Below are 23,990 nucleotides of genomic sequence, written 5' to 3'. Positions count from 1 at the left end.
GCCCCGGGCGCCGCTTCACGCCATGGACGCCGCAGGTCGGGAGGGCGTGCGGCGGGGCGCAGAATGGGGGACATGGCGAGTGAGCGGGACGGTGAGTGGGCCAGGCACTGGCAGTACCCCGGCGTGCCCGGACTCGATCTGCTGCGGGCACGGTACGTGCGCCACTCCTTCGCCCGGCACAGCCACGAGGGATTCGTCCTCGGCGCCGTCCGGCGCGGCATCGAGGACGTGATCATGCCGGAAGGCACGATCCGGGCCCGGCCCGGCACCGTCGTCATGATCAACCCGGAGGTACCGCACTCCGCGCGCGCCGGGGTGCCCGAAGGCTGGTCGTACGCGACCCTCTACCCGTCCTCGGCCCTCGTGGCCGGGATCGCGCGGGAGGAGACGACGCTGCGCGGCACGGCCGGCTTCGCCGAGACCATCGTCGAGGACGAGGACACCGCCCAGCTCATACGGGCCGTGCACCGGGCGGCCGAGGAGGGCAACGCGCTCGCCGCCGACAGCCTCCTGCGCATCGCGGTCGCCCGGCTGCTGCGCCGCCACGGACAGTCGATGCCCACCCGGCAGCCGCTCGCCGCCGGGTCGCGCACGGCGTCCCTGGCCCGGGAGCTCCTCCTGGGACGCATGGCCGACCCGCCCTCCCTGGAGCGGCTCGCGCGGGAGCTCGGCACCAGCCCCTTCGCGCTGCTGCGCGCCTTCAAAGCCGCCTACGGCATGCCGCCCCACACCTGGCTCACCAACGCGCGTGTGCGGGCCGCCCGCCGCCTCCTGGAATCCGGTACGGCGCCCGCGGACGCGGCCGTCGCGGTGGGCTTCACCGACCAGCCGCACCTGAACCGGCACTTCACCCGCATCGTCGGGGTCCCGCCCGGCGCCTACCGGCGCGAGCGCGCAAGAACGTACAAGACCGGGAACGAGGGCCCGCCGTAGCGTCCCCGTCGTGGCAGAACAGACAGCGCACCCAGCACAACCAGCACAGTCGGCAGGCGCGGCACGCGCAGCGGGCGGAGGACGCGGGGAGGCGGTACGCACGCCGGACGCCGCCAAGCCCGACAGCGCCGTGGTCCGCGACGCGCTCGGCGTCGGCGTGGCCGTGGGACTCTCCGGCTTCGCCTTCGGCGTGACCTCGGCCGGCGCGGGCCTGAGCGTCATGCAGAGCTGCGCGCTCAGCCTGCTGGTCTTCACCGGCGCCTCGCAGTTCGCGCTCGTCGGCGCGCTCGCCGCCGGCGGGAACCCGCTCACCGCCGCCGCGGGCGCCTTCTTCCTGGGGACCCGCAACGCCTTCTACGGGCTGCGGCTGTCGCAGTTGCTCGCCCTGCCCCGCTCCGTACGCCCGCTCGCCGCCCACTGGGTCATCGACGAGACCACGGCCGTCTCCCTGATCCAGCCGAACCGGCGCGCCGCACGGATCGGCTTCACCGTCGCCGGGCTCACCCTCTACGTGCTGTGGAACCTGACCACGCTCCTGGGGGCCCTCGGCGCCGAGGCCCTCGGCGACACCGACGCCTGGGGCCTGGACGCCGCCGGGCCTGCCGCGTTCCTCGCCCTCCTCGCGCCCATGCTGCGGACGGCCACCGAGCGCGCCGTAGCCGGGATCGCCGTCATCCTGGGGCTCGGTTCCCTGCCTCTGCTGCCCGCCGGTGTGCCGGTGCTGGCCGCGGCGCTCGCGGCACCCGCCGTGCTGTGGTTCCAGGGGCGCGGGACCGGTGACGGGCGGAAGGGGACGCGGCGGTGACCATCTGGATCGCGATCGGCCTGACCGCCGTCGGCTGCTACCTCGTCAAGCTCATCGGGCTGCTCGTACCGGCCGCCGCCCTGGAGAGGCCGCTCGTCCAACGACTGTCCGCGCTGCTGCCCGTCGCGCTGCTGGCCGCGCTGACCGCGCAGCAGACCTTCAGCGCCAACAGCTCCCTGGTCGTCGACGCGCGCGGCGCGGGCCTCGCGGCGGCCGCGCTCGCCCTGCTTCTGCGCGCGCCCTTCCTGGTGGTGCTCGTCGCCGCCGTGGCGGTGACGGCCGGCGTTCGCGCCCTGGGCGGCTGACACCCCGGCGCGGCACGGTCAGTCGATCCGGCGGCCGTGCGCCCGCAGCGTACGCAGCGCCTCGATCGTCACGATCGGCCGCCACTCCAGAGCCGTGCCCGGCGCCCACTGACGCCAGCGGATCGGCCAGCCCCCGTCGGCGCACTGTTCGGCGGCGAGGTGGTCCAGCGAGCGCGCCATCTCCTCGTCCGTGAACCAGCGCCGCGCGAGCGAGTCCGGCACGCGCGCGTAGTCGTGCGGGAAGTGGTGCTCGCCGGGCGCGTAACCGGGCGGGACGGGGAACGCGTCGAGGCACCCCGGATCCAGCACCGCCAGCCGCTGGTCCCGCACCAGCCGGCCGAGCCGGTCCGCGGCCGCCTCCGCGCGGGCCCGGTCTGGGACGCCGTCCAGGAACGCGACGGCCGCCTGGACCTCGTACGGATGGGACTTCTCCAGGCTCTCCACGGCGCCCCAGCAGAAGTCCGTGGCCCGGAACAGCCAGGCGTGCCACACCTGGTTGCGGTGCAGCAGCCCCACCACCGGGCCGGTGGACAACACCGCACTCGGTGGGTCGTCGACGACCGCGATGAACGGGGCGACCGGATATCCCCGCACGGAGGGGTGCAGCGCGGGCAGCGCCCCGTCCTGCGTGGACGCCCCCGTCAGGTAGCGGCAGACGCGCTCCACGCGGAGCCCGCCGCAGCGCCCGATGGAGTCGAGCACCCGCAGCGCGTGCGCGGTGTGGAGTGGCTGGCTCACGGGGCCGCGCAGATCCGGTTCCAGGGCGTGCCCGTAGCCGCCGTCCTCGTCGAGGTACGCGGTGAGGGCCGCCTCGACGGCGTCGGCGCCACCGCCGAGGAAGTGGTAAGCGAACCGCCGCTGTTCGAGCACGCGGGCCGTCAGCCAGATGAAGTTCGCGGCGCGCGAGAGGGGAGTTCCAGCCATGCTCCGACGGTAGGGCGGAAAGGGCTTTCGGCAAGCCGAGCGGAGACGGCTGCACTCCCAGGAGCGGGATACTGGTGGCATGCGGTTGACGATTTTCTGGGAGCGGATGGCGGACCACTTCGGTGAGGTGTACGCCGAGTCCTTCGCGCGGGACCACGTGATGTCGGAACTGGGCGGTCGTACGGTGCGCGAGGCGCTGGAAGCCGGCTGGGAGGCGAAGGACGTGTGGCGGGCGGTGTGCGCGGCGGTGGACGTCCCGGCGGACAAGCGGTGATCCACAGGGGCGGGGACCGGTTGTCGTAGCGGTGCGCGAGACTTGCTCCGTGGCCCCGACAGACGAGACCGACAAGACGACCACCACGACCGCGCCGACGACCGGAGACCCGACCGCCGCCACGGCGGTGCCCACAGCTCCTCCGACCACGCCGACCGGTGCCCCGCCGGCGCCGACCGTCACTCGCATGCCCCGCTGGCTGCCGCGCGCGATGGTGCTCGCCCTTGCCCTCTACGCCTGCTTCCAACTCGGCAGCTGGGCCTTCCACCAGCTCATCGGCCTGCTGATCAACATCCTGATCGCCTTCTTCCTGGCACTGGCGATCGAGCCCGCGGTCGGCCGGATGGCGGCCCGCGGCATGAGGCGCGGACTCGCCACCTTCCTGGTCTTCTTCGCGATCCTGGCCGCCGGTGTCGGGTTCGTCGTGCTGCTCGGGTCGATGCTGGCGGGCCAGATCATCGAGATCGTCGAGGACTTCCCCCGCTACCTCGACTCCCTGATCAACTGGATCAACCACACCTTCCAGACCGAGCTGTCCCGGGTCGAGGTCAAGGACAGCCTGCTGCGCTCGGACTGGCTGCGGAAGTACGTCCAGAACAGCGCCAGCGGCGTGCTGGACATCTCCGCGACCGTGCTGGGCGGACTGTTCAAGCTGCTGACCATCTTCCTGTTCTCGTTCTACTTCGCGGCCGACGGGCCCAGGCTGCGCCGCGCCCTGTGCTCCGTACTGCCGCCCGCCAAGCAGGCCGAGGTGCTGCGCGCCTGGGAGATCGCCGTCGACAAGACGGGCGGCTACCTGTATTCGCGGGGCCTGATGGCGCTGATCTCCGGGGTCGCGCACTACGTCCTGCTGGAGTTCCTGGCCGTGCCGTACGCGCCCGCGCTCGCCGTCTGGGTGGGGCTGGTCTCGCAGTTCCTGCCCACCATCGGTACGTATCTGGCGGGCGCGCTGCCGATGCTGATCGCCTTCACCGAGAACCCCTGGTACGCGTTGTGGGTGCTGGCGTTCGTCGTCGTCTACCAGCAGTTCGAGAACTACGTGCTGCAGCCGAAGCTCACCGCGAAGACCGTCGACATCCATCCGGCCGTGGCATTCGGCTCCGTCGTCGCCGGTACCGCGCTGCTGGGCGCGGTCGGCGCGCTCATCGCCATCCCGGCGGTCGCCACCCTCCAGGCCTTCCTCGGCGCCTATGTGAAGCGGTACGACGTGACGGAGGACCCGCGCATGCACGGGCACCGGCGCCACGGTGAACTGGTGCTGGCCCGGGTGCAGCGCGCCCTGGGCGCGAAGAAGGACCAGCCGGCGGACCCGGCCGAAGACGCGGTCTGACCCGCTATCGGGGCTGAAACCGCCGCTGCACGGCCTCGAGGTCACGGAGGGGGCGGCGGTCGGCATGGCGTCCGCCGTCGACGCGACGAGAGCAGGGACAGCCTGACCTGGGGCCGGCTCCTCGCCATGCTGCTGACCGGTGCGCCCAACCCTCGGCCACTGGCAGCGGACCCGCCCCTAACGCGCCCGAAGGTTGGTCGGTCGCACCGAGCCCTGGCAACCCGTGGTGCCCGACGTCATGGTGGTCGCGCTTCCGCTGCTCAGTAGGGCGACGGTTCAGGCGTCCGGCGGGCAGGCCTGGTCGATCCCCACGCTGACCGGTCAAAACGAGCAGATCTGCTGTCAGAGTTAGCCAGAAACGCGCGCACCGGAAACGCGCCTCCTCTCAGCCCCTGCAGTTGCAAGTATCCCGAATGTGGGAACGGCGAGGGGCCACCAGCTGTAATGCAGAGAGTGAGGCCCCAGATGCAACATCCACAGCCCACAAAGGCCCGCCCGTTGGGGGAGGGGGATCGGTCGCGTTCGAAGATGGTGGTGCTCACGGCAGCTCAGTGAATGCGGCCTTCCATGGGAATCCATTGGGACGCCGCATTCACTGGAGCGGATCGCAGGTAGTCACCGCCCGAAATGCTCGAGCGGTCAACCTACTAGTAGGATCTTTCGATAATGCCGCCGGACGTGACAAAAGTCATCGGTGGGCAAAAGGCGTAGGAGACCTGACTGGTCTGCCAAGCCCCCGCATCGCGAGTGATGAGGGGGCCGCCATCAAGCGGCTTGCATATGGCGGTCGCCTTGTAGTGTCCGCCATTACTGCTTCTGCAATGGGCCTGCCAGCCGTTACCGTCCGCGAACCTCGAGTTGCTGCATCCAGTCGGCCACCCTGTGGCGGCCGCAGCGGCTGTGCCTGGGAAGCCGAGGGCTGCCGTCATCGTGGCGGCGAACAGTATCGTGCACAGCTTCTTCATTTATGGCCATCCTTTCCGATCGGCCGGCGTGTCCTCAGGTCTGATTGCTGGGGGACGTCTCAATGCCCGCAGAAGTGGCTCGGTAGGCCCCATTGCAGTACGCGTAGGAAAATCCGGTCTGCCTCCACCCGCCGAAGAAGTGCAGCACTTTCCCGGTCTCCGGGTCCTTGCAGACGGCGATAGCTCGGTAGGAGCCGCCGTTGTGCGCAGTGCAGCGCGCAACGGCCCCCCAACTACCAGGGACCTCGTACTTGCATCCGCTGGGGTGTGCCAAGGCGCCGAGTTCGGAGGCTGATGCGGTTGCCCCGCCACCGAGTGAGAAAAGACTGACCAGCAGCACTCCAAGTGCGGGGGTGGTGGCGGTCCGCCGAATTCGAGTACTCTTCAGCAAATTTTCACCTACTTCCTCAGCGGTAAACGCTTGAGATGTTATCCGACAGGAAAGAGAACATGGCAGGTTTGCATGCCGCACTCCCCTGTGTATGTGGAGGGCGTTTGAGCCCTGTGTGGCAGGACAATGCCATGCCTGACTGAGTTAGGCAAGTGCCGGGCGCCGTCCCGGGGTTTACTTGATCATCGCGGTAAAGAGAAAAGGGTGGGTGCGCACAGCCTGCCCGGAATAACCGAAAGGTTTAATTCCGTACTAGTGCACCGGAAGGCAACGAATGATTTTAGCCGTAATGGCCGGAATTCGCTGCAACATTTTTAACAGTCACGCTCGCTCGGGCAATCCGATACCTTGGTTTTCCTGCGAATATGCCATGGGATCCGGCTCCAGGCCTACGGTTCGAAGCATCGTGAACCGGTGGCGTGAAAAACCAAAGTCTGACCGGATGCCTCGCGCGCTGGGATTCCGCCGTGTCCAGATCCAGATCCCAGGATGGCCGTGCGAAGCCGGGGTGCTGACTTAGCCGTCATGGATGAGGTGCGCGGGGTCGACTGGGGCGAGGTGGACCTTGCGCCTGCATCTCGTTATCCATAGCGGCGATGGCCTGCAGGACCTCCTTAGATACCCCGGCTGGAAGGAAGGCAACCGGTGGTCTGGTGTCATCCCGGCTCGATGATGGCGAGGACCGCGACGCGGTCCTCTGATCCTCGCCCGCTCTGTGTTCGAGCTACTCAGTCGGAAGCGAGCTGAGACAACTGGCCAACTCGAGTCGCCGGAGTGGCACCCGGCTCGCTTACTCGGTGAGTCCGACGATGTCGTGCTCAGGGTCGGAAGAGAGGGTGATGGCGGACCGGACCTTAGAAGATGGAGGTCCTGAGTGTCTTAAGGCCAGTCCGCGGTCCCCGAGTCGCGCGCTGATCGCAGACCCGCGCCGGTGTTGTGGTCGGCTCATGGTGGGCGCCTTCGGTGAAGGGGGACGTTCTGCGGGTCTGTGGTCGGGGAGGGGCCCGATGGGACATCGAGCCCGGCTGCCGACTGCCAGTCGCCGGGTGAAGGCCTCAGCGGCGCGGCGCGCTTGACATGGAAATCGAACATCCATTCTGATGGGGTTCCGGCCCGGAGTTCCGGGGGGTTCGCGGGTTGTCCACGGAGTTATCCACAGGTCGGAGGGACGGCGGGGCCCATTGTCAGTGGCAGGGGTTAGCGTCTTTGACGTGAAGCGATCGACACAAGCAAATCGGGTGGAACCCATGGCAGGAACCGACCGCGAGAAGGCGCTCGACGCCGCGCTCGCACAGATTGAACGGCAATTCGGCAAGGGCGCGGTCATGCGCCTGGGCGAGCGGCCGAATGAGCCCATCGAGGTCATCCCCACCGGGTCGACCGCCCTGGACGTCGCGCTCGGCGTCGGCGGCCTGCCGCGTGGCCGCGTGGTGGAGGTGTACGGGCCGGAGTCGTCCGGTAAGACGACGCTGACGCTGCACGCCGTGGCCAACGCGCAGAAGGCCGGCGGCCAGGTGGCGTTCGTGGACGCCGAGCACGCCCTCGACCCCGAGTACGCGAAGAAGCTCGGCGTCGACATCGACAACCTGATCCTGTCCCAGCCGGACAACGGCGAGCAGGCCCTGGAGATCGTGGACATGCTGGTCCGCTCCGGCGCGCTCGACCTGATCGTCATCGACTCCGTGGCGGCGCTCGTGCCGCGCGCGGAGATCGAGGGTGAGATGGGCGACTCGCACGTGGGTCTGCAGGCCCGTCTGATGAGCCAGGCGCTCCGGAAGATCACCAGCGCGCTCAACCAGTCCAAGACCACGGCGATCTTCATCAACCAGCTCCGCGAGAAGATCGGCGTGATGTTCGGCTCGCCGGAGACCACGACCGGTGGCCGCGCGCTGAAGTTCTACGCCTCGGTGCGTATCGACATCCGCCGCATCGAGACCCTCAAGGACGGCACGGAGGCGGTCGGCAACCGCACCCGCTGCAAGGTCGTCAAGAACAAGGTCGCGCCGCCCTTCAAGCAGGCCGAGTTCGACATCCTCTACGGCCAGGGCATCAGCCGCGAGGGTGGCCTGATCGACATGGGCGTGGAGCACGGCTTCGTCCGCAAGGCGGGCGCCTGGTACACGTACGAGGGCGACCAGCTCGGCCAGGGCAAGGAGAACGCCCGCAACTTCCTGAAGGACAACCCCGACCTCGCCAACGAGATCGAGAAGAAGATCAAGGAGAAGCTGGGCGTCGGCGTCCGGCCGGAGACCCCGGCGGCCGAGCCGGGCGCCGACGCGGCGGACACGCCTGCCGTGGACGACGCGGCGAAGTCGGTCCCGGCCCCGGCGGTGAAGGCCGCCAAGGCGACCAAGGCCACGGCGGCCAAGGGCTAGCCCATGGTCCGGCGCACCGAATGGCCGGGCGACAGCGCCGACTCGTCGAGGGCCGAGCAGGAGCTGTCGCCCCAGGACCCGGCTGAGCGGGCGCGGGCAATCTGCCTGCGCCTGCTCACCGGGACCCCCCGCACCCGCAAGCAACTCGCGGACGCCCTGCGTAAAAGGGAAATACCGGACGAGGTCGCCGATGAGGTCCTCGCCCGCTTCGAGGACGTCGGCCTCATCGACGACGCGGCCTTCGCGGACGCGTGGGTGGAGTCCCGGCACCACGGCCGGGGCCTGGCCCGCCGCGCCCTCGCACGGGAGCTGCGCACCAAGGGGGTGGACGCGGAGCTGATCGACGAGGCGGTCGGCCAACTGGACTCGGAGCAGGAGGAGGCGACGGCCCGCGAACTGGTGGCGCGCAAACTCCGCGCCACCCGTGGCCTCGACCGCGACCGCCGCCTGCGCCGCCTCGCGGGCATGCTCGCCCGCAAGGGCTACCCCGAGGGCATGGCCCTCCGCGTCGTACGCCAGGCGCTGGAGGAGGAGGGCGAGGACACGGAGGATTTGCACGCCGACCTCTGACCCGTCGCAGCCGGCGCCGGGCGGACCGGCACCCGGCACGGCTCCGGCCCGGCATGGCCCGACCCTGTCCGGGCCCAAGGCCCTCCGCCCGCAGCCGCACCGCGAGGAGGGGCGTGCGGCGGCCTTCTGTGTCGTGCCGCCGACGAGGTCACCGGGGGTGGGAGTGGGGGCGGGGGTGAGACTGGGGCCGGGCGTCCCGCGACCCGGAGGCGCTCCCCTGCGACCGGCCCCCTCGCGGGCCTGTGCGACGAGCTCATCGAAGTCGTCCCCGACATCCGGCCCATCGAGGTCACGTACGCCGGGAAGCGCGTCCCCACACCCGGGCGTCCCCATACCCGGGCGTCCGGCGACCCGGGGCGTCCCGTCACCCCCGGGCGTCCCGTCACCCCCGGGGCGGCGACGTCACGGGGTGACCGGTAGGCCCTCGGCCTTCCAGGCCTGGAAGCCGCCGATCAGGTCGGTCGCGCGGTGCAGGCCCAGCTGCCGCAAGGACGCGGCCGCCAGGGACGAGGCGTAACCCTCGTTGCACACGACCACGATCCGGACATCGTGGCTCACCGCCTCCGGAGCGCGGTGGCTGCCCCATGGGTCCAGGCGCCACTCCAGTTCGTTGCGCTCGACGACCAGCGCTCCGGGGATCAGCCCGTCGCGCTCACGCAGCGCCGCGTATCGGATGTCCACCAGCAGGGCCTCGCCCGCCTCCGCCGCCGCGAACGCCGCCCGCGGCGACACCCGGTCCAGTCCTGCCCGGACCCGTTCCAGCAACTCGTCGATGCCGACCCGGTCGGCCCGCCCGGTACTCACTGCCAGTCCTCGGGGCGCTCGACCTGTTCCAGCCGCAGCACCGCGCCCGTACGGCTGAAACGCCGGATCAGCGGCAGCGGCGGGTAATAGGCGTGGACCGAGACGGCGTGGTCGGTGGCCGACTCGTTCGTCACCTCGTGTACATGGTGCCGCCCGAACGCCCGGCCCCGACCCGCCTCGAGCACCCGCTCACGGTCGACGTCCTCGGTCAGTTCGAGCGTGCGCCAGCCGCCCGAAGGCAACCGGACGGAGAGCGAGCTCTCCTTCAGCGCGCCGCGCCCGGTGTGGAACGCGCCGATCGACTCGGCGTGGTCGTGCCAGCCGGTGCCGGTGCCCGGCGGCCACCCGATGAGCCACGCCTCGCTGCCGCCCGGCCCGTCCAGCCGCAGCCAGGTGCGGCCCTCCGGATCGAGCGGAAGGGAGCCGATCAGTTCGGCGTCCGCGGCGGTGCGGCGGACGAAGTCGAGAAGCTGCGCGGCGGTCGGCGCCGCGGCGCCGGCGGCGCGGCCGGCAGTACGTACGGAGACATGCTGGGACACGGGAAACCGTCCTGGTCCTGGAAGTCGCGGAGACCGCGTACGCGCGGGCAGGGAGAGCCGGCGCGGCATACGCGGAAAGGGGGAGGGCGAGTTCAGCAGGACGGTCGACACACGCAGCCCGCGTAGCGGAGCAGGTCCATATGGACCCTCCGCCACAGGCGCACGTCGGTGCCGTTCATGATCCGGAGTACACCATGGACGCCCATGACGGTCAATCGACGGTCACCGACAGGTGGAAAGGCAGCGGGAACGGCCGTCAGGGCGGCGTGGCTCAGCTCACATCCGCCGGCTGGTCGCGCCGCACGGCCGCCGGAGCTCCGCCCCGCACCGCGTCCGCCGCCGCGCGCAGCTCCTCCGGCCGCACCCCGGCGAGCGCCGCCGCCAGGTGCCCGTCGGGCCGCACCACCAGCACGGTGTGGGCGGCGGCCCCCGGATACGCCTCCGTGACCAGCAGTTCGCCGGGAACCGGCAGCGCCTCCACCGCCGCCACCAGCCGTGGCATCACACCCGCGGTCATCCAGTGCCGCCGGTCCCACACCCCCGTACCGGGCGCCACCAGCACCACCAGCAGCTTCCCCCGCGCCATCCGGTCCCGCAGCCGCACGGTCCTCCCGTCATCCGGCACGGTGACCCGTACGTCGGCGACCGGCGCACCCAGCGGCGTACCGACGCTCGCGTGCGCCTCGGCATAGGGGGGCGCGAGCGGGGAGTGCGGATACGAGGGAGGCGCACCCAGCGGCCCCCGCCCCACATGACCATCCGTCAGCAAAGCGTCGTGTCCGCCGCCCCGCAGATACGTCCGCAGCCCCCCGTCGCCCCGCAGCACCGGCAACGACTGGTCGGCGGCGCGTAGCCGCGCCGCGACCGCCGTGCGCCGCTCGGCCTGGTAGCTGTCCAGGAGCACCTCCGACGCGCCCTGGTGCCAGGCCAGTGCCAGTTTCCACGCCAGGTTGTCGGCGTCCCGCAACCCCTCGTCGAGCCCCTGCGTACCGAGCGCGCCCAGCAGATGGGCGGCGTCCCCGGCGAGGAAGGCCCGCTCCACGCGCCACCGCTTGGCGAGCCGGTGGTGCAGCGTGTAGACGCCGGTGTCGATCAGGTCGTACGCGGGTGTCTCCCCGCACCAGCCGGCCAGCGTCTCCCGGATCCGGGTCACGAGCGCGTCGGGCGTCACCAGGTCGCCACGCGGCGGCAGCAACCAGTCCAGCCGCCACCCGCCGTCCGGCAGCGGCCGTGCCGTGACCTCCTCGCCCACGCCCTGCCACGGCGGACGGCGGTGCAACAACCCCTCGTCGCCCCACGGAAGTTCGACGCGCAACGCGGCGACGGCGTGCCGTTCGACGGCGGTACGCCCCGGGAAGCGGACTCCGAGCAGCTTGCGCACGGTCGAGCGGGCACCGTCGCAGCCCACGAGGTAACTCCCGCGCCACCAGGTCGACTCGGGCCCACGGGTGTGCACGGTGACGCCGTCGGCGTCCTGCTCGACCGCGTCCAGACGGCTGTGCGTGACCACGCGCACCAGGCCCCGCCGCGGCAGCGCGGCGATGGCCTCCCGCAACCCGCGAGCGAGGGCGTGCTGGGGGATGTGCAGCGGCGAAACGGCGGCGTCCGCATCCGGCGGACCGGACTGGGCCGACTGGGCCGACTCCCCGGATCCCGCGGACCTCACAACTCCCACGGTTCCCGCCGTCCCCGCCGGCCCCGTGGCCTCCACAGGGGCCGAGAAGATGACGTGGCGTGTCTGCTGCTTGCGCCGCATCGACCGCCACCCGCTCCAGCGGGCCCCTTCGTCCCGCACGGTCGCGCACCCGAGCCCCTCCACGAACGCCGCCATGTCCGGGCGGAGCACGGCCGTCCGGGCGGCACGGGGCTCCTCCTTGCCCGGGCCCTCGTCCAGGACGACGGAGGGGACACCCTGCGCCGCCAGCGCCAGGGACAGCGCGAGCCCGACCGGGCCCGCGCCGGCCACGATCACCGGGTCCACGGCGTGACTCCCGAGGCCCGTACGGTCATGCGGTCAGCAGCGAGAACACCAGCGACAACACCAGCGGAAACGCCAGTGGCGACAGCAGCGGAACCAGCAAGGGGAAGTGCACGGGGGGCGGGGAGGGGAGCGGCGGAAGCTCGGGGCGCGATCACAGAACGTATGCAACCTACTGCACATGCTTGCGTCAAGCGACGGGCCAGCTGCACGGCGCCCGGCGCGCCGCACCCACCGAGCGCCTGCGCGGCGCGCCGCCGGGAAGGGGCCGCTGCGGACATACGGTGCGCGTGCTCCGCCGCACGTCCCGGTACGCCGATGGGCGGTGACGTCGCCGCCACCGCCCATGACCTGTTCGTGCGCCCGCGTGCGGAGCGGCGTCAGGCGCCGCCGCTGAGCCCGGCGTCGATCTTCTTGATGTCGACGACGGTTCCCGTGCTCTTCTTGCCCCGGCGGACCCGGCCCTCCAGCCAGCCGGCCAGGCTGGTCAGCGCGAAGTTGACCAGGATGAACATCAGCGCGACAACCGTGATGGTGGCGATGGTGTTGGCGCCGTAGTTCGCGGTGATCGGGCGGACCTGGAAGAGCAGTTCCCCGAGCCCGAGCAGGGCGCCGCCCAGGGCGGTGTCCTTGACGATCACGACCAGCTGGCTGACCAGCGCAGGGAGCATCGCCGTGACCGCCTGCGGCAGCAGCACGTACGTCATCGTCTGGCCCTTGCGCATGCCGATCGCCTTCGCCGCGTCGGTCTGGCCGTTCGGCAGGGAGAGGATGCCCGCGCGCACGATCTCGGCGATGACCGAGGCGTTGTAGAGGACGAGCCCCGTCACCACGGCGTACATCGGCCGGATCTCGGAGTCGATGTCGCTGAACTGAACGAACGCCTGGCTGGCGAACATCATCATCAGCAGCACCGGAATGGCGCGGAAGAACTCCACCACCGCCCCGACCGGCACCCGCACCCACGCGTGGTCGGAGAGCCGGGCGATGCCGAGCAGCGCGCCGAGCGGGAGTGCGATGACGACGGCGAAGGCGGCGGCCGTGAGCGTCTCGCCCAAGCCGGGGAGCAGGAACGTGGTCCACACCGCGGAGTCCGTGACGAACGGGCTCCACTTGTCCGCGGCGAGCTGGTTCTTCTCGGCCATCGTCGCCAGCACCCACCACCCGGCCAGGGCGAGGACGACGAGGAAGACGACGGTGTAGAGGATGTTGCGCCGCTTGGCCCCCGGTCCGGGGGCGTCGTACAGAACGGAAGTCATCGCTTCACCGCCACGCGCTTGGACACCCAGCCGAGGATCAGCCCGGTCGGGAGCGTGAGAACCACGAAGCCGAAGGCGAAGACGGCGAAGACTGCCAAGATCGCGTCGGATTCGTTCTCGATCATTTCCTTCATCAGCAGGGCGGCTTCCGCGACACCGATTGCGACCGCCACCGTGGTGTTCTTCGTCAGCGCGATCAGTACGTTCGCCAGCGGAGCGACGACCGAGCGGAAGGCCTGCGGGAGAATGATCAGGGTCAGCACCTGGATGAAGCTCAGCCCCAGGGCGCGCGCCGCCTCCGCCTGCCCCACGGGCACGGTGTTGATCCCCGAGCGCAGCGCCTCGCACACGAAGGTACCGGTGTAGGCGGTCAGGCCGAGGACGGCCAGCCGGAAGCCGATGTCCTTGAAGTCCTCGGCTCCGAGCGAGAATCCGAGGGTCTGGTTGAGCCCCAGCGAGCAGCCGATGATGATGAGCGTCAAAGGCGTGTTGCGGACGACGTTGACGTACACGGTGCCGAACGTCCGCATCAGCGGAACGGGGCTGACCCGCATACCGGCCAGCAGCGTTCCCCAGATCAGGGAACCTATCGCCGAGTAGAGGGTGAGCTGCACCGTCACCCAGAAGGCGCCGAGCAGGTCGTACTGCCCGGAATCAAGAAAATCGAACACGTTGACCCGCGATCTCTCCTGGTTGGATCGTGGCGCGCGCCGCCGGCCGCGGCCGGCGGCGCGTCACCTCTGCCTCAGCTGGTCTCGGCGATCTGCGGGGCGGGCTCGTGCTTGTAGTTCGCCGGGCCGAAGTTGGCCTTCACGAACTTGTCCCAGGAGCCGTCCGACTTCATCTTCTCGAGCGCCTTGTTGATCTTGCTCTGAAGGTCCTTGTCGCCCTTCTTGATACCGATGCCGTACCTCTCGTCGCTCAGCTTGAGACCGGCGAGCTTGAACTTGCCCTGGTGCTCCTTCTGCGCGGCGTAACCGGCGAGGATCGAGTCGTCGGTGGTCACGGCGTCAACGGCCTTGTTCTCCAGGCCGGTCAGGCACTCGGAGTAGCCGCCGTACTCCTGTGGGGTCGTCTTGGGGGCGAGCTTCTCCTTGACGTTCTGCGCCGAGGTGGAGCCGGTGACCGAGCAGAGCTTCTTGTTGTTGAGGTCCTCGGCCTTGGTGATGGAGTTGTCGTCGGCGCGGATCAGCAGGTCCTGGTGGGCGAGGAGGTACGGGCCGGCGAAGTCGACCACGGCCTTGCGCTTGTCGGTGATCGAGTAGCTGGCGACGACGAACTTCACGTCACCGTTTTTGATCAGGTTCTCGCGCTCGGCGCTGGGGGCCTGCTTCCAGACGATGTCCTTGGCGTCGTAGCCGAGCTCCTTGGCGACGTACGTGGCGACGTCGACGTCGAAGCCGGTGTACTTGCCGTCCGGCGTCTTCAGGCCGACGCCGGGCTGGTCGAACTTGATGCCGATGGTGATCTTGCCGCTACCGCTGCCCTTGTCGTCCTTGCCGCCGCCACACGCCGTGACGGCCAGGGAGAGGGTGAGGACCGTGGCGACGGCCGCGCCTGCCTTGCGGAGCTTCATGGTGAACATCCCTTGAGTCGTGGTTCGTTGGTCGTCAGTGGACGTCGGAGTCGTCACACGCCGTCCGGTCGTCGGTCGTCGCGTTTCCGGTTTCCGGTCGTCGGTCGTCCTGCAGTCGGTCGTCCGGTCTCCGGTCACCCGCTCGTCGGTCCGGCCCCGGCCGGTGCTCGGCCCTTCGGCCATCCGCCGTGCGTACGGCCGTCCGTCGGCCGGTCGGTCCGGTGGACCGGGTCCCCCGTCCCGGCCCGTCGGCCCGCCGGTACGTACGGTCGTCAGTGGTGAAGGATCTTCGACAGGAAGTCCTTGGCCCGGTCGCTGCGCGGGGCGCTGAAGAACTGCTCCGGCGACGCCTCTTCGACGATCCTGCCGTCCGCCATGAAGACGACACGGTTGGCGGCGGAGCGCGCGAAGCCCATCTCGTGGGTGACGACGACCATCGTCATCCCGTCGCGCGCCAGCTGCTGCATGACCTCCAGGACCTCGTTGATCATCTCCGGGTCGAGCGCCGAGGTCGGCTCGTCGAAGAGCATGACCTTCGGGTCCATCGCCAGCGCCCGGGCGATCGCCACGCGCTGCTGCTGGCCACCGGAGAGCTGCGCCGGGTACTTGTCGGCCTGCGAGCCGACGCCCACCCGGTCGAGCAGGCTCCGCGCCGTCTGCTCCGCGGTCTTCTTCTCCGCCTTGCGGACCTTGATCTGGCCCAGCATGACGTTCTCCAGCACGGTCTTGTGCGCGAAGAGGTTGAACGACTGGAAGACCATGCCCACGTCGGCCCGCAGCCGGGCGAGCTCCCTGCCCTCCTGCGGCAGCGGCTTGCCGTCGATGGTGATCGTGCCCGAGTCGATCGTCTCCAGGCGGTTGATGGTGCGGCACAGCGTGGACTTACCGGACCCGGACGGCCCGATGACGACCACGACCTCGCCACGGGCGATGGTCAGGTCGATGTCCTGGAGCACATGCAGCGCGCCGAAGTGCTTGTTGACGTTGCTCAGTACGACCAGGTCGCCCGCCGTCGGTACGGCGTCCTCCGCGCCCTTGGTCACTGACACTCGGCTCATCGGCTTCTTGCTCCGTCCTCCTCGGTTGGGAGGACACTAAGCACGCAGTGCGACCAGCGTCAGTACATCTGAGCTGAAATTGAGCATAACGATCCGGCCGCAACCGGACACTATGCGTGAAGGGGACGGCGATCCTGAGAACGGGTGCGTAACGGAACCCCGGTGTCACGGAAACGCTCTTGACTGGCATGGCACCATCGGCGTTCATGCCCTGGTAACCAACGCGCTCGCACCTTCGGAGGGGGGCCCATGAGACTGCTGCTTGTCGAGGACGACGACCACGTCGCCGCGGCCCTGTCCGCGGTCCTCAGGAAGCACGGCTTCGACGTCACGCACGCCCGCAACGGCGAGGAGGCCCTCCAGGCCGTCCTGCCCGCCGCGGGAGGCGCGAGCAGTGCCCGTGGCCCCTTCGACGTCATCCTCCTGGACCTCGGCCTGCCCGATCAGGACGGCTACCAGGTCTGCGGCAAGATCCGGAAGCTCACCGCCACCCCGGTCATCATGGTCACCGCACGGGCCGACGTCCGCTCCCGGATCCACGGGCTGAACCTCGGTGCCGACGACTACGTCGTCAAGCCCTACGACACGGGCGAGTTGCTCGCCCGCATCCACGCCGTCAGCCGGCGCTCCGTGAGCGGGCCGGCGGGCACGGGCACCAACACCGGCCAGGGCGCGAGCGGGGACAGCGGCGATACGCAGGCGGCGACCGCCGCCGCAGGCGCACCCCTGCGCCTCGGCTCCGTCACCATCGAACTGCCCACGCGCCGGGTCAGCGTGGACGGCACGGTGGTCCAGCTCACGCGCAAGGAGTTCGACCTCCTCGCCCTCCTCGCCCAGCGCCCCGGCGTCGTCTTCCGCCGGGAACAGATCATCAGCGAGGTCTGGCGCACCAGCTGGGAGGGGACCGGCCGCACCCTGGAGGTCCACGTGGCGTCCCTGCGCGCCAAGCTGCGCATGCCCGCCCTCATCGAGACCGTGCGCGGCGTCGGCTACCGCCTGGTCGCCCCGGCCGCGTAACCGCCTCCGCCGCCTGTGCGCACACGTCTCCTCCCCCTCCTCATCGTCCTCATGGCGGGCGTGCTGCTCGCGCTGGGCTTCCCGCTCGCCGCCAGCCTTGCCGCCGCGCGCCAGCAGACCGTCGTCGTCGACCGCATCGACGACACGGCACGCTTCGCGGCGCTCGCCCAGTTCGTCACCGAACGCGGCCTCGGCCTCGACGAGCGGAAGTCCACCCTGCAGGGGGAGCTCGACCGCTACCACGAGGTGTACGGGATCGAGGTGGGCGTCTTCTACCGCGACGGCACCGCCATGGCCCGCGCCCCCAAGCAGTGGGACATCCCCGCCGCGGGCGAACCGCGCCGCGCCTTCCGGGAGGCCCTGCTGGGCCGCCGCAGCCACGACCCGCCCCAGGTGTGGCCCTGGCAGCCGCACGCCCGGCTCGCGGTCGCCTCACCCGTCGTGCGCGACGGCGACGTCGTCGCCGTCGTGGTCACCGACTCGCCCACCGGCCAGCTGCGCTCCCTCACCCTGGACGGCTGGCTGCTGATCGCCGCGGGCGAGTCCGCCGCGATGCTGCTCGCGGTCGGTGCGGCCTTCCGCCTCACCGGATGGGTCCTGAAGCCCGTACGCGTGCTGGACGCGGCCACCCACGACATCGCGACCGGGCGGCTGAACTCCCGGGTCGCCGCGGCCGGCGGTCCGCCGGAACTGCGCCGCCTGGCCCGGTCGTTCAACGAGATGGCCGACAACGTCGAGGACGTCCTGGAGCAGCAGCGCGCCTTCGTCGCCGACGCCTCGCACCAACTGCGCAACCCGCTCTCCGCCCTCCTCCTGCGCATCGAGCTCCTCGCGCTGGAACTGCCCCCGGACAACGAGGAGATCGCCTCCGTACGCATGGAGGGCAAGCGACTCACCCAGGTCCTCGACGACCTGCTGGACCTGGCCCTCGCCGAGCACGCCTCGGCGGACCTTCGGCTGACCGACATCGGCGAACTGACCGCCGAGCGGATCGCCGCCTGGCGGCCCCTCGCCGACGAGAAGGGCGTACGCCTGACCGGAACCACGGCGGCCGTCACCGCCTGGGCCGACCCGGTGGCGCTCTCCAGCGCCCTCGACGCCGTGATCGACAACGCCCTGAAGTTCACCCCCGCGGGCCAGGAGGTCACCGTGGCCGTCGCCGCCGACGGCGAGACCTCCACGATCGTGGTCTCGGACCGCGGCCCGGGGCTCACCGACGAGGAACTGGCCCGTATCGGCGACCGGTTCTGGCGCAGCAACCGCCACCAGAACATCAAGGGCTCCGGCCTCGGCCTGTCCATTTCGCGCGCCCTGCTCGCGGCGGGCGGCGGCTCGATCTCGTACGCCCACCACGAGCCGCACGGTCTGCGCGTCACGGTCACCGTCCCGCGCACCGAGCCGCACTGACGCGGCGTACACCCGGGCGCCGAACGGCCGCACCGGCGTCGCGCTGCCCGCGGCCGCTACGGCTTGACCGAGCGGTAGTAGCGCCGCGCCCCCTCGTGCAGCGGCAGCGGGTCCGTGAAGATCGCCGTCCGCAGGTCCACCAGCTGCGCCGGGTGCACCTGCCGCCCGATGCGGTCGCGGCTCCTGATCACCGTACGCGTGAAGGCCTCCGTCAGCGCCGCATCCGCCCGGTCCGTGGTGACGAGCAGGTTGGCCACCGCGACCGTCGCGACCGGCTGGCCCTCCTGGGCGAGGGCGTACGCGTCGGCCGGCACCACGGCCGACCGGTAGTACCGGCTGGTGCCGCCGCCCTCGTGGACGCGGTTCACCAGATCGTCCTCCAGCGGCACGAGCCGGATGGGGAACTGCTCCGACAGCCTCTGGACGGCGCTGGTGGGCAGACCTCCCGACCAGAAGAAGGCGTCCAGCCGGTCCCTCTTCAGCAGCTCCGGCATGGTGTCGATGCCGGCCGGCACCGGCGTGATGTCCTTCGCGGCGTCCAGCCCGGCGGCTGTCAGCAGCCGGTTGGCGATCAGCCGCACGCCCGAACCCTCCTGGCCCACCCCGACCCGCAGGCCGCGCAGATCGCGCGTGGTGCGCACCTTCGAGCCCCTCGGCACGATCAGCTGCACGTAGTCGTCGTACAGGCGCGCACAGCCGCGCAGGTCGTACGCGCCGGGCAGGCTGTCCCGGATGTACGTCGCCACCGCGTCGGCCGTCGCGATGGTGAAGTCGGCCTCCCCGGAGGCCAGCCGCGCGAGGTTCTGCCCGGAGCCCTCGCTGTTGCGCAGGCTGATCGCCACCTGCGGGACCTCACGGCCGAGGGCCTCCTCCAGCAGCTCCCCGTAGCGTTGGTACACGCCGGTCGGGACGCCCGTGCTGAAGGTGACCCTTCCACGCGGTGAGGGCTCCGCGCTGGGCCACACCCACCACAGGAGCAGCCCGAGCACCACGAGAGCGGCGGCCGACGCCCGGAGGGCGCGGCGGCGGCTGAGGCGGGACAGGGCCGGGAACATGGGCGCGATCCTGCCACCTCCCTCCCCGCGCTGGCCAGGCCCGCCGCCTCCGTCCGCGCGCTGACCGGCCCGCCTCGCTCCACCCGCTGACCGGGCGCGCCGTCCGTCGGTGCCTGCCGGGGGTCAGGGGCGCACGGCCGTGGTGATGCTGTACCGCCAGGTCTCCTGGTGGCGGTACAGCTCCACCCCGCTCATGGCGTTGACCAGCAGCTCGCCGCGTCCCACGCTCCGGGCCACCGCGTAGGGCACCCGCCCGAGCAGGGAGAAGGCGCGCAGCATGGGCAGGACGTGGGCGGTGACGTCCGCGACGGACTCCACCTCGAAGCCCGCCCCGCCCAGAAGCTGCCCCAGACGGCCATGGGGCAGCATCAGCATCCCGGGCATGGCGGCGAGCTCGCAGACGTCCGTCAGCACGGACTCCGCTTCCGGAGTGAGCTCCGCGCTCGGGGTCCGGGAGTACTCGAACATCACCAGTCGCCCCCGGGGGCGTACGACCCGGAAGAACTCCGACAGCGCGCGCCCCGGGTCTGCGGAGTGCACGAAGGACTCCATGGTGTAGAGCCCGTCGAAGGAGCCGTCCGCGAACGGCAGGGCGTGATAGTCGCCCACCAGGAAGCGGGTCGCGCGCGCCGCCCCGGGCGTCTGCGCGCTCCTGCGGCGGGCGAGGGCGATGTCGGACTCGATGCCGTCGATCCCCGTGACGTGGACACCGCTCCGGGCGGCGACGGTACGCGCGACATCACCGACCCCGCAGCCGGCGTCGAGGACCGGCGAACCGGCGGGCAGGGCCAGCTTCCGGGCCGCGATGGTCTCCATCCGGCGCATCGACGCGGCGAAGGCCCACGGCGACTGGCCGGGCTCGTACCATCCGAAGTGCCGCGTCCGCCCCAGCAGCATCGCGTATCCCCACCGGGAGCCGAAGCGCTGGTAGTAGGGGAGCACGGACTGCCGGTAGAACCTCGTGGCCGCCGGGCCGGCCGTGACCCCCGTCGGTGTTCCTCGCGAGCCCGTCCGCTTCTCCGAGGCATTCCCCGAGCCGTTTCCCATGGCCGTCCCTCCGTCGCTCGTGCGGCGGCCCGATGGTCCACCGGGTCCGGCCGGTGCGGCTGCCGGACGCGCCCGGCGAGGGAAGTCATGCCCCTCACACGGCCCAGTGAGTCGCGCCCGCGGGCGACCGGGTGGGCGAATCCGTGCCCTCCGGCCCTCCGGCCCTCCGGCTCTCCCGGTCGACGCCCTCGCGCCGCTCGACGGGCAGCGTGCGAAGCCCGCCCGGCCCGCCCAACCGGGTCAGCCCGCTCAGGTGGGGCGCGATGATCCCGACGGCTCGGGCTCAGGCCCCGGCAGCGACGTCGGCTCCGTCCGCGCCGGCCGCGGAACCGGCCGTGACGTCCTGAACGGCAGCCACCAGTTGGCCCGCCCGAGCAGCGCCATCAGAGCGGGCGCCAGGAGCAGCCGGATCAGCGTGGCGTCGACGAACACCGCCACGGCCAGGCTCACGCCCACCACCTTCAGCAGGAGCAGCCCGGAAGCCGCCAGGGCCGACGTGACCACGACGACGACCGCGGCGGAGGCGCTGAACAACCCGGCGGTGTGCTGGACGGCCCGCGCGACGGCCTGCCGGGTGGACGCGCCCGCCGCGTGCTCCTCCACCGTCCGGGCCAGCAGCAGCACCTCGTAGTCCATCGACAGCCGGTAGGCCCGTGACTCCCCGCGGCATGCTCGGCAAACCCCCGGAACCTCTACTCGGACGGCGGAAAACGGGCGACGGGGCCAGTGGACGCCGTCCGCCGCCCACCCCGGCCCGGCCGGTGTGGGGCCATCACGCGCGTCGGCACCCGGAGTGCGGAGACCCCTGGCGGCCCGGGAACGGAAACCCGGGCGCCTGGGCCGTAGCCGCACACCGTCCGGCCCCCACAGGGCAGGGACCGAAGGCATGGGCGGACCGTAGACTGTCTCACCGGCCGTTCTGCCGGAACGCGCCCCGCGTACCCGTCCACCGTCTCGTCTGGATAGTTGTTGATCATGACCGAACTCCCACGTACTTACGAGGTCCGGACGTACGGCTGCCAGATGAACGTCCACGACTCCGAGCGCCTCTCCGGGCTGCTGGAGGACGCGGGCTACGTGCGCGCCCCGGAGGGCGCCGACGGCGACGCCGACGTGGTGGTCTTCAACACCTGCGCGGTGCGGGAGAACGCCGACAACAAGCTCTACGGCAACCTCGGGCGCCTGGCGCCCAGGAAGACCCAGCGGCCCGGCATGCAGATCGCCGTCGGCGGCTGCCTGGCGCAGAAGGACCGCGACACCATCGTGAAGAAGGCGCCGTGGGTCGACGTCGTCTTCGGTACGCACAACATCGGCAAGCTGCCGGTGCTCCTGGAGCGCGCCCGCGTCCAGGAGGAGGCGCAGGTCGAGATCGCCGAGTCGCTGGAGGCGTTCCCCTCCACACTGCCGACCCGGCGCGAGTCCGCGTACGCCGCGTGGGTGTCCATCTCCGTCGGCTGCAACAACACCTGCACGTTCTGCATCGTCCCGGCCCTGCGCGGCAAGGAGAAGGACCGCCGCCCCGGCGACATCCTCGCCGAGATCGAGGCACTGGTCGACGAGGGCGTCTCGGAGATCACCCTGCTCGGCCAGAACGTGAACGCGTACGGCTCCGACATCGGCGACCGCGAGGCGTTCTCGAAGCTGCTGCGCGCCTGCGGGAAGATCGAGGGCCTGGAGCGCGTCCGCTTCACCTCCCCGCACCCCCGCGACTTCACGGACGACGTGATCGCCGCGATGGCCGAGACGCCGAACGTGATGCCGCAGCTGCACATGCCGCTCCAGTCCGGCTCGGACACGGTCCTGAAGGCGATGCGCCGTTCGTACCGCCAGGACCGCTACCTCGGCATCATCGAGAAGGTCCGCGCGGCCATCCCGCACGCCGCCATCTCCACCGACATCATCGTGGGCTTCCCCGGTGAGACGGAGGAGGACTTCGAGCAGACCCTGCACGTGGTGCGCGAGGCCCGCTTCGCGCAGGCCTTCACCTTCCAGTACTCCAAGCGCCCCGGCACGCCCGCCGCCGAGATGGAGAACCAGATCCCCAAGGAGGTCGTGCAGGCCCGCTACGAGCGCCTGGTCGCCCTCCAGGAGGAGATCTCCTGGGAGGAGAACAAGAAGCAGGTCGGCCGGACCCTGGAGGTCATGGTCGCCGAGGGCGAGGGCCGCAAGGACGGCGCGACCCACCGGTTGTCGGGCCGCGCCCCCGACAATCGCCTGGTGCACTTCACCAAGCCCGACCAGGAGGTGCGCCCGGGTGACGTGGTGACGGTCGGCATCACCTACGCCGCCCCGCACCACCTGCTGGCGGAGGGCCCGACGACGCGGGTACGGCGGACCCGCGCGGGTGACGCCTGGGAGAAGCGCAACGCCACCGAGGCGGCGAAGCCCGCGGGGGTGATGCTGGGCCTGCCGCAGGTCGGCGCCCCGGCGCCGCTGCCGCCGGTCACCGGAGGCTGCGCGGTCGGCTGACCCCGGCACAGAGGCCACCGGTTACGCTGCGGATCATGCTTGTCGCCGCAGCCGTGTGCCCCTGCCCCCCGCTTCTCGTGCCCGACGTCGCCGCCGGTGCCGCACCCGAACTGGACGCGGCGCGCACGGCCTGCTCCGACGCGCTGGCGGTGCTCGCCGCCTCGCGCCCGGACCGGCTGTTCGTGGTCGGCCCGGACGGCGGGGACGTGTGCGAGCGGTACGCCGCGGGCTCGGCCGGCGACTTCCGGGGCTTCGGCGTGGACCTCCACGTACGCCTCGGCGCGGGCCACGCCGACTCCGACGCCGCCAAGGCCGCCGATGCCGGTGACCGTCCACTGCCCGCCTCGCTCGCCGTCGGGGCCTGGCTGCTCGGGCGTACCGGCTGGGCCGACGGCCCGGTCGAGGGCCTGGCCGTGGGCGAGCGTCTCGCGCCCGCCCGCTGCGCCGGGGCAGGCCGTGAGCTGGCGGCGCGGGCCGGCCGGGTCGCGCTCCTGGTGATGGGCGACGGCAGCGCGTGCCGCTCGCTCAAGGCGCCCGGCTACCTCGACGAGCGCGCGGCCGGCTTCGATGAACGGGCCACCCGGGCGCTGGCGGCTGCGGACACCGCTGCCCTCGCGGCGCTGGACGAACACCTGGCGCACGAGCTGAAGGTCGCCGGCCGGGCCCCCTGGCAGGTGCTGGCGGGCGCCGCCGAGGGCGCCGGACTGGAGGGCCGCCTGCTGTACGAGGACGCCCCGTACGGCGTCGGCTATGCCGTCGCCACCTGGTCCTGAACCGCGCACACCCGCCGCGCGGCGCAACGGCGGACGGCCGCGAAGCCATCATCGTGCTTCGCGGCCGTCCGGCGCGCGGCCTCCCCCCGCCCCGGACACCCTCGCACCCAGCTCCACCGATCGGAAGAGCGGCGGG

Annotated in this window: 23 protein-coding genes; 11 read left to right on the top strand and 12 right to left on the bottom strand. The window is 71.3% G+C overall.

Features of this window, described 5'->3' with window-relative positions; translation table 11 throughout:
• Positions 1–72: 72 nt before the first annotated feature.
• The 3 genes from ABZZ38_RS25960 (at position 73) to ABZZ38_RS25950 (ending at position 2,043) form a co-directional block, all read left to right on the top strand.
• On the top strand, positions 73–933 hold the full coding sequence (locus tag ABZZ38_RS25960; protein ID WP_356744172.1) for an AraC family transcriptional regulator: 861 nt from the start codon (positions 73–75) through the stop codon (positions 931–933).
• Positions 934–1,063: 130 nt separating this feature from the next.
• The gene (locus tag ABZZ38_RS25955; protein WP_356744202.1) at positions 1,064–1,738 is read left to right on the top strand and encodes an AzlC family ABC transporter permease; all 675 of its coding nucleotides are present in this window, start codon (positions 1,064–1,066) and stop codon (positions 1,736–1,738) included.
• Positions 1,735–2,043, top strand: coding sequence for an AzlD domain-containing protein (locus tag ABZZ38_RS25950; RefSeq protein WP_356744170.1), 309 nt, complete (start codon positions 1,735–1,737; stop codon positions 2,041–2,043). The genes ABZZ38_RS25955 and ABZZ38_RS25950 overlap by 4 nt, the downstream gene beginning before the upstream one ends.
• An 18-nt stretch (positions 2,044–2,061) precedes the next feature.
• Here the strand turns inward: ABZZ38_RS25950 and ABZZ38_RS25945 are convergent, their stop codons facing one another.
• Complete coding sequence (locus ABZZ38_RS25945) at positions 2,062–2,967, bottom strand: hypothetical protein (protein ID WP_356744168.1); 906 nt, start codon at positions 2,965–2,967, stop codon at positions 2,062–2,064.
• A gap of 79 nt (positions 2,968–3,046) precedes the next feature.
• Between ABZZ38_RS25945 and ABZZ38_RS25940 the strand changes: the two genes are divergently transcribed.
• From ABZZ38_RS25940 to recX, 4 genes are all read left to right on the top strand, one after another.
• Complete coding sequence (locus ABZZ38_RS25940; protein ID WP_356744166.1) at positions 3,047–3,241, top strand: DUF3046 domain-containing protein; 195 nt, start codon at positions 3,047–3,049, stop codon at positions 3,239–3,241.
• Between the two features lie 187 nt (positions 3,242–3,428).
• Positions 3,429–4,571, top strand: coding sequence for an AI-2E family transporter (locus ABZZ38_RS25935; protein WP_356744200.1), 1,143 nt, complete (start codon positions 3,429–3,431; stop codon positions 4,569–4,571).
• Between the two features lie 2,603 nt (positions 4,572–7,174).
• A complete protein-coding gene (gene recA / locus ABZZ38_RS25930) occupies positions 7,175–8,302 on the top strand; it encodes a recombinase RecA (RefSeq protein WP_356744164.1) in 1,128 nt (375 codons plus the stop codon).
• A gap of 3 nt (positions 8,303–8,305) precedes the next feature.
• Positions 8,306–8,872, top strand: a complete 567-nt coding sequence (gene recX / locus ABZZ38_RS25925; protein ID WP_356744162.1) for a recombination regulator RecX — start codon at positions 8,306–8,308, stop codon at positions 8,870–8,872.
• A 402-nt stretch (positions 8,873–9,274) separates the two neighbouring features.
• On the opposite strand, the gene ABZZ38_RS25920 is transcribed toward recX, so the two are convergent.
• The 8 genes from ABZZ38_RS25920 to ABZZ38_RS25885 all read right to left on the bottom strand — a co-directional run bounded on the left by ABZZ38_RS25920 (position 9,275) and on the right by ABZZ38_RS25885 (position 16,086).
• A complete protein-coding gene (locus ABZZ38_RS25920) occupies positions 9,275–9,676 on the bottom strand; it encodes a rhodanese-like domain-containing protein (protein ID WP_356744160.1) in 402 nt (133 codons plus the stop codon).
• Positions 9,673–10,215 carry a cysteine dioxygenase gene (locus tag ABZZ38_RS25915; protein ID WP_356744158.1) on the bottom strand — a complete coding sequence of 181 codons (543 nt, stop codon included), beginning with the start codon at positions 10,213–10,215 and terminating at the stop codon, positions 9,673–9,675. Before ABZZ38_RS25915 ends, ABZZ38_RS25920 begins: the two co-directional genes overlap by 4 nt.
• 92 nt (positions 10,216–10,307) lie before the next feature.
• Positions 10,308–10,394: a putative leader peptide gene (locus tag ABZZ38_RS25910; protein ID WP_356744198.1), complete on the bottom strand. Its 87-nt coding sequence runs from the start codon at positions 10,392–10,394 to the stop codon at positions 10,308–10,310.
• Between the two features lie 92 nt (positions 10,395–10,486).
• Complete coding sequence (locus tag ABZZ38_RS25905) at positions 10,487–12,196, bottom strand: FAD-dependent monooxygenase (RefSeq protein WP_356744156.1); 1,710 nt, start codon at positions 12,194–12,196, stop codon at positions 10,487–10,489.
• 377 nt (positions 12,197–12,573) lie between these two features.
• Complete coding sequence (locus ABZZ38_RS25900) at positions 12,574–13,452, bottom strand: amino acid ABC transporter permease (protein ID WP_356744154.1); 879 nt, start codon at positions 13,450–13,452, stop codon at positions 12,574–12,576.
• The gene (locus ABZZ38_RS25895; RefSeq protein WP_356744152.1) at positions 13,449–14,123 is read right to left on the bottom strand and encodes an amino acid ABC transporter permease; all 675 of its coding nucleotides are present in this window, start codon (positions 14,121–14,123) and stop codon (positions 13,449–13,451) included. The genes ABZZ38_RS25900 and ABZZ38_RS25895 overlap by 4 nt, the downstream gene beginning before the upstream one ends.
• A 74-nt stretch (positions 14,124–14,197) precedes the next feature.
• Positions 14,198–15,028 (bottom strand): glutamate ABC transporter substrate-binding protein, encoded by an 831-nt coding sequence (locus tag ABZZ38_RS25890; protein ID WP_356744150.1) that lies wholly within the window; start codon positions 15,026–15,028, stop codon positions 14,198–14,200.
• A 272-nt stretch (positions 15,029–15,300) separates the two neighbouring features.
• Positions 15,301–16,086 (bottom strand): amino acid ABC transporter ATP-binding protein, encoded by a 786-nt coding sequence (locus ABZZ38_RS25885; protein ID WP_356744148.1) that lies wholly within the window; start codon positions 16,084–16,086, stop codon positions 15,301–15,303.
• 249 nt (positions 16,087–16,335) lie between these two features.
• Here ABZZ38_RS25885 and ABZZ38_RS25880 point away from each other — a divergent pair, with 249 nt between their 5' ends.
• On the top strand, positions 16,336–17,103 hold the full coding sequence (locus ABZZ38_RS25880; protein ID WP_356744146.1) for a response regulator transcription factor: 768 nt from the start codon (positions 16,336–16,338) through the stop codon (positions 17,101–17,103).
• Between the two features lie 15 nt (positions 17,104–17,118).
• The gene (locus tag ABZZ38_RS25875; protein ID WP_356744144.1) at positions 17,119–18,510 is read left to right on the top strand and encodes a HAMP domain-containing sensor histidine kinase; all 1,392 of its coding nucleotides are present in this window, start codon (positions 17,119–17,121) and stop codon (positions 18,508–18,510) included.
• Positions 18,511–18,566: 56 nt separating this feature from the next.
• Here ABZZ38_RS25875 and ABZZ38_RS25870 read toward each other — a convergent pair whose 3' ends face one another.
• From ABZZ38_RS25870 to ABZZ38_RS25860, 3 genes are all read right to left on the bottom strand, one after another.
• A complete protein-coding gene (locus tag ABZZ38_RS25870) occupies positions 18,567–19,565 on the bottom strand; it encodes a TAXI family TRAP transporter solute-binding subunit (RefSeq protein ID WP_356744142.1) in 999 nt (332 codons plus the stop codon).
• A 123-nt stretch (positions 19,566–19,688) separates the two neighbouring features.
• Positions 19,689–20,612, bottom strand: coding sequence for a methyltransferase domain-containing protein (locus ABZZ38_RS25865; protein ID WP_356744140.1), 924 nt, complete (start codon positions 20,610–20,612; stop codon positions 19,689–19,691).
• Between the two features lie 249 nt (positions 20,613–20,861).
• Positions 20,862–21,248, bottom strand: a complete 387-nt coding sequence (locus ABZZ38_RS25860; RefSeq protein ID WP_356744138.1) for an MMPL family transporter — start codon at positions 21,246–21,248, stop codon at positions 20,862–20,864.
• A 339-nt stretch (positions 21,249–21,587) separates the two neighbouring features.
• Between ABZZ38_RS25860 and miaB the strand changes: the two genes are divergently transcribed.
• A complete protein-coding gene (miaB, locus tag ABZZ38_RS25855) occupies positions 21,588–23,081 on the top strand; it encodes a tRNA (N6-isopentenyl adenosine(37)-C2)-methylthiotransferase MiaB (protein ID WP_356744136.1) in 1,494 nt (497 codons plus the stop codon).
• A 35-nt stretch (positions 23,082–23,116) separates the two neighbouring features.
• Complete coding sequence (locus ABZZ38_RS25850; protein ID WP_356744134.1) at positions 23,117–23,854, top strand: class III extradiol dioxygenase subunit B-like domain-containing protein; 738 nt, start codon at positions 23,117–23,119, stop codon at positions 23,852–23,854.
• Positions 23,855–23,990 lie beyond the last annotated feature (136 nt).

The sequence above is a fragment of the Streptomyces sp. NPDC006368 genome (assembly GCF_040612535.1).
In the GTDB taxonomy this organism is placed as follows: domain Bacteria; phylum Actinomycetota; class Actinomycetes; order Streptomycetales; family Streptomycetaceae; genus Streptomyces.
Note: the sequence above shows the minus strand (reverse complement) of the source record. Positions and strands in the feature narration are given on the sequence as shown.

Excerpts from the sequence above, each read along its gene's own strand:
- miaB (WP_356744136.1), top strand. The coding sequence starts at position 21,588 with ATGACCGAACTCCCACGTACTTACGAGGTCCGGACGTACGGCTGCCAG.
- ABZZ38_RS25890 (WP_356744150.1), bottom strand. The coding sequence starts at position 15,028 with ATGAAGCTCCGCAAGGCAGGCGCGGCCGTCGCCACGGTCCTCACCCTC.
- ABZZ38_RS25940 (WP_356744166.1), top strand. The coding sequence starts at position 3,047 with ATGCGGTTGACGATTTTCTGGGAGCGGATGGCGGACCACTTCGGTGAG.
- ABZZ38_RS25960 (WP_356744172.1), top strand. The coding sequence starts at position 73 with ATGGCGAGTGAGCGGGACGGTGAGTGGGCCAGGCACTGGCAGTACCCC.
- ABZZ38_RS25945 (WP_356744168.1), bottom strand. The coding sequence starts at position 2,967 with ATGGCTGGAACTCCCCTCTCGCGCGCCGCGAACTTCATCTGGCTGACG.
- ABZZ38_RS25850 (WP_356744134.1), top strand. The coding sequence starts at position 23,117 with ATGCTTGTCGCCGCAGCCGTGTGCCCCTGCCCCCCGCTTCTCGTGCCC.
- recX (WP_356744162.1), top strand. The coding sequence starts at position 8,306 with ATGGTCCGGCGCACCGAATGGCCGGGCGACAGCGCCGACTCGTCGAGG.
- ABZZ38_RS25900 (WP_356744154.1), bottom strand. The coding sequence starts at position 13,452 with ATGACTTCCGTTCTGTACGACGCCCCCGGACCGGGGGCCAAGCGGCGC.
- ABZZ38_RS25910 (WP_356744198.1), bottom strand. The coding sequence starts at position 10,394 with ATGAACGGCACCGACGTGCGCCTGTGGCGGAGGGTCCATATGGACCTG.
- recA (WP_356744164.1), top strand. The coding sequence starts at position 7,175 with ATGGCAGGAACCGACCGCGAGAAGGCGCTCGACGCCGCGCTCGCACAG.
- ABZZ38_RS25880 (WP_356744146.1), top strand. The coding sequence starts at position 16,336 with ATGAGACTGCTGCTTGTCGAGGACGACGACCACGTCGCCGCGGCCCTG.
- ABZZ38_RS25865 (WP_356744140.1), bottom strand. The coding sequence starts at position 20,612 with ATGGGAAACGGCTCGGGGAATGCCTCGGAGAAGCGGACGGGCTCGCGA.
- ABZZ38_RS25860 (WP_356744138.1), bottom strand. The coding sequence starts at position 21,248 with ATGGACTACGAGGTGCTGCTGCTGGCCCGGACGGTGGAGGAGCACGCG.
- ABZZ38_RS25935 (WP_356744200.1), top strand. The coding sequence starts at position 3,429 with ATGCCCCGCTGGCTGCCGCGCGCGATGGTGCTCGCCCTTGCCCTCTAC.
- ABZZ38_RS25870 (WP_356744142.1), bottom strand. The coding sequence starts at position 19,565 with ATGTTCCCGGCCCTGTCCCGCCTCAGCCGCCGCCGCGCCCTCCGGGCG.
- ABZZ38_RS25885 (WP_356744148.1), bottom strand. The coding sequence starts at position 16,086 with ATGAGCCGAGTGTCAGTGACCAAGGGCGCGGAGGACGCCGTACCGACG.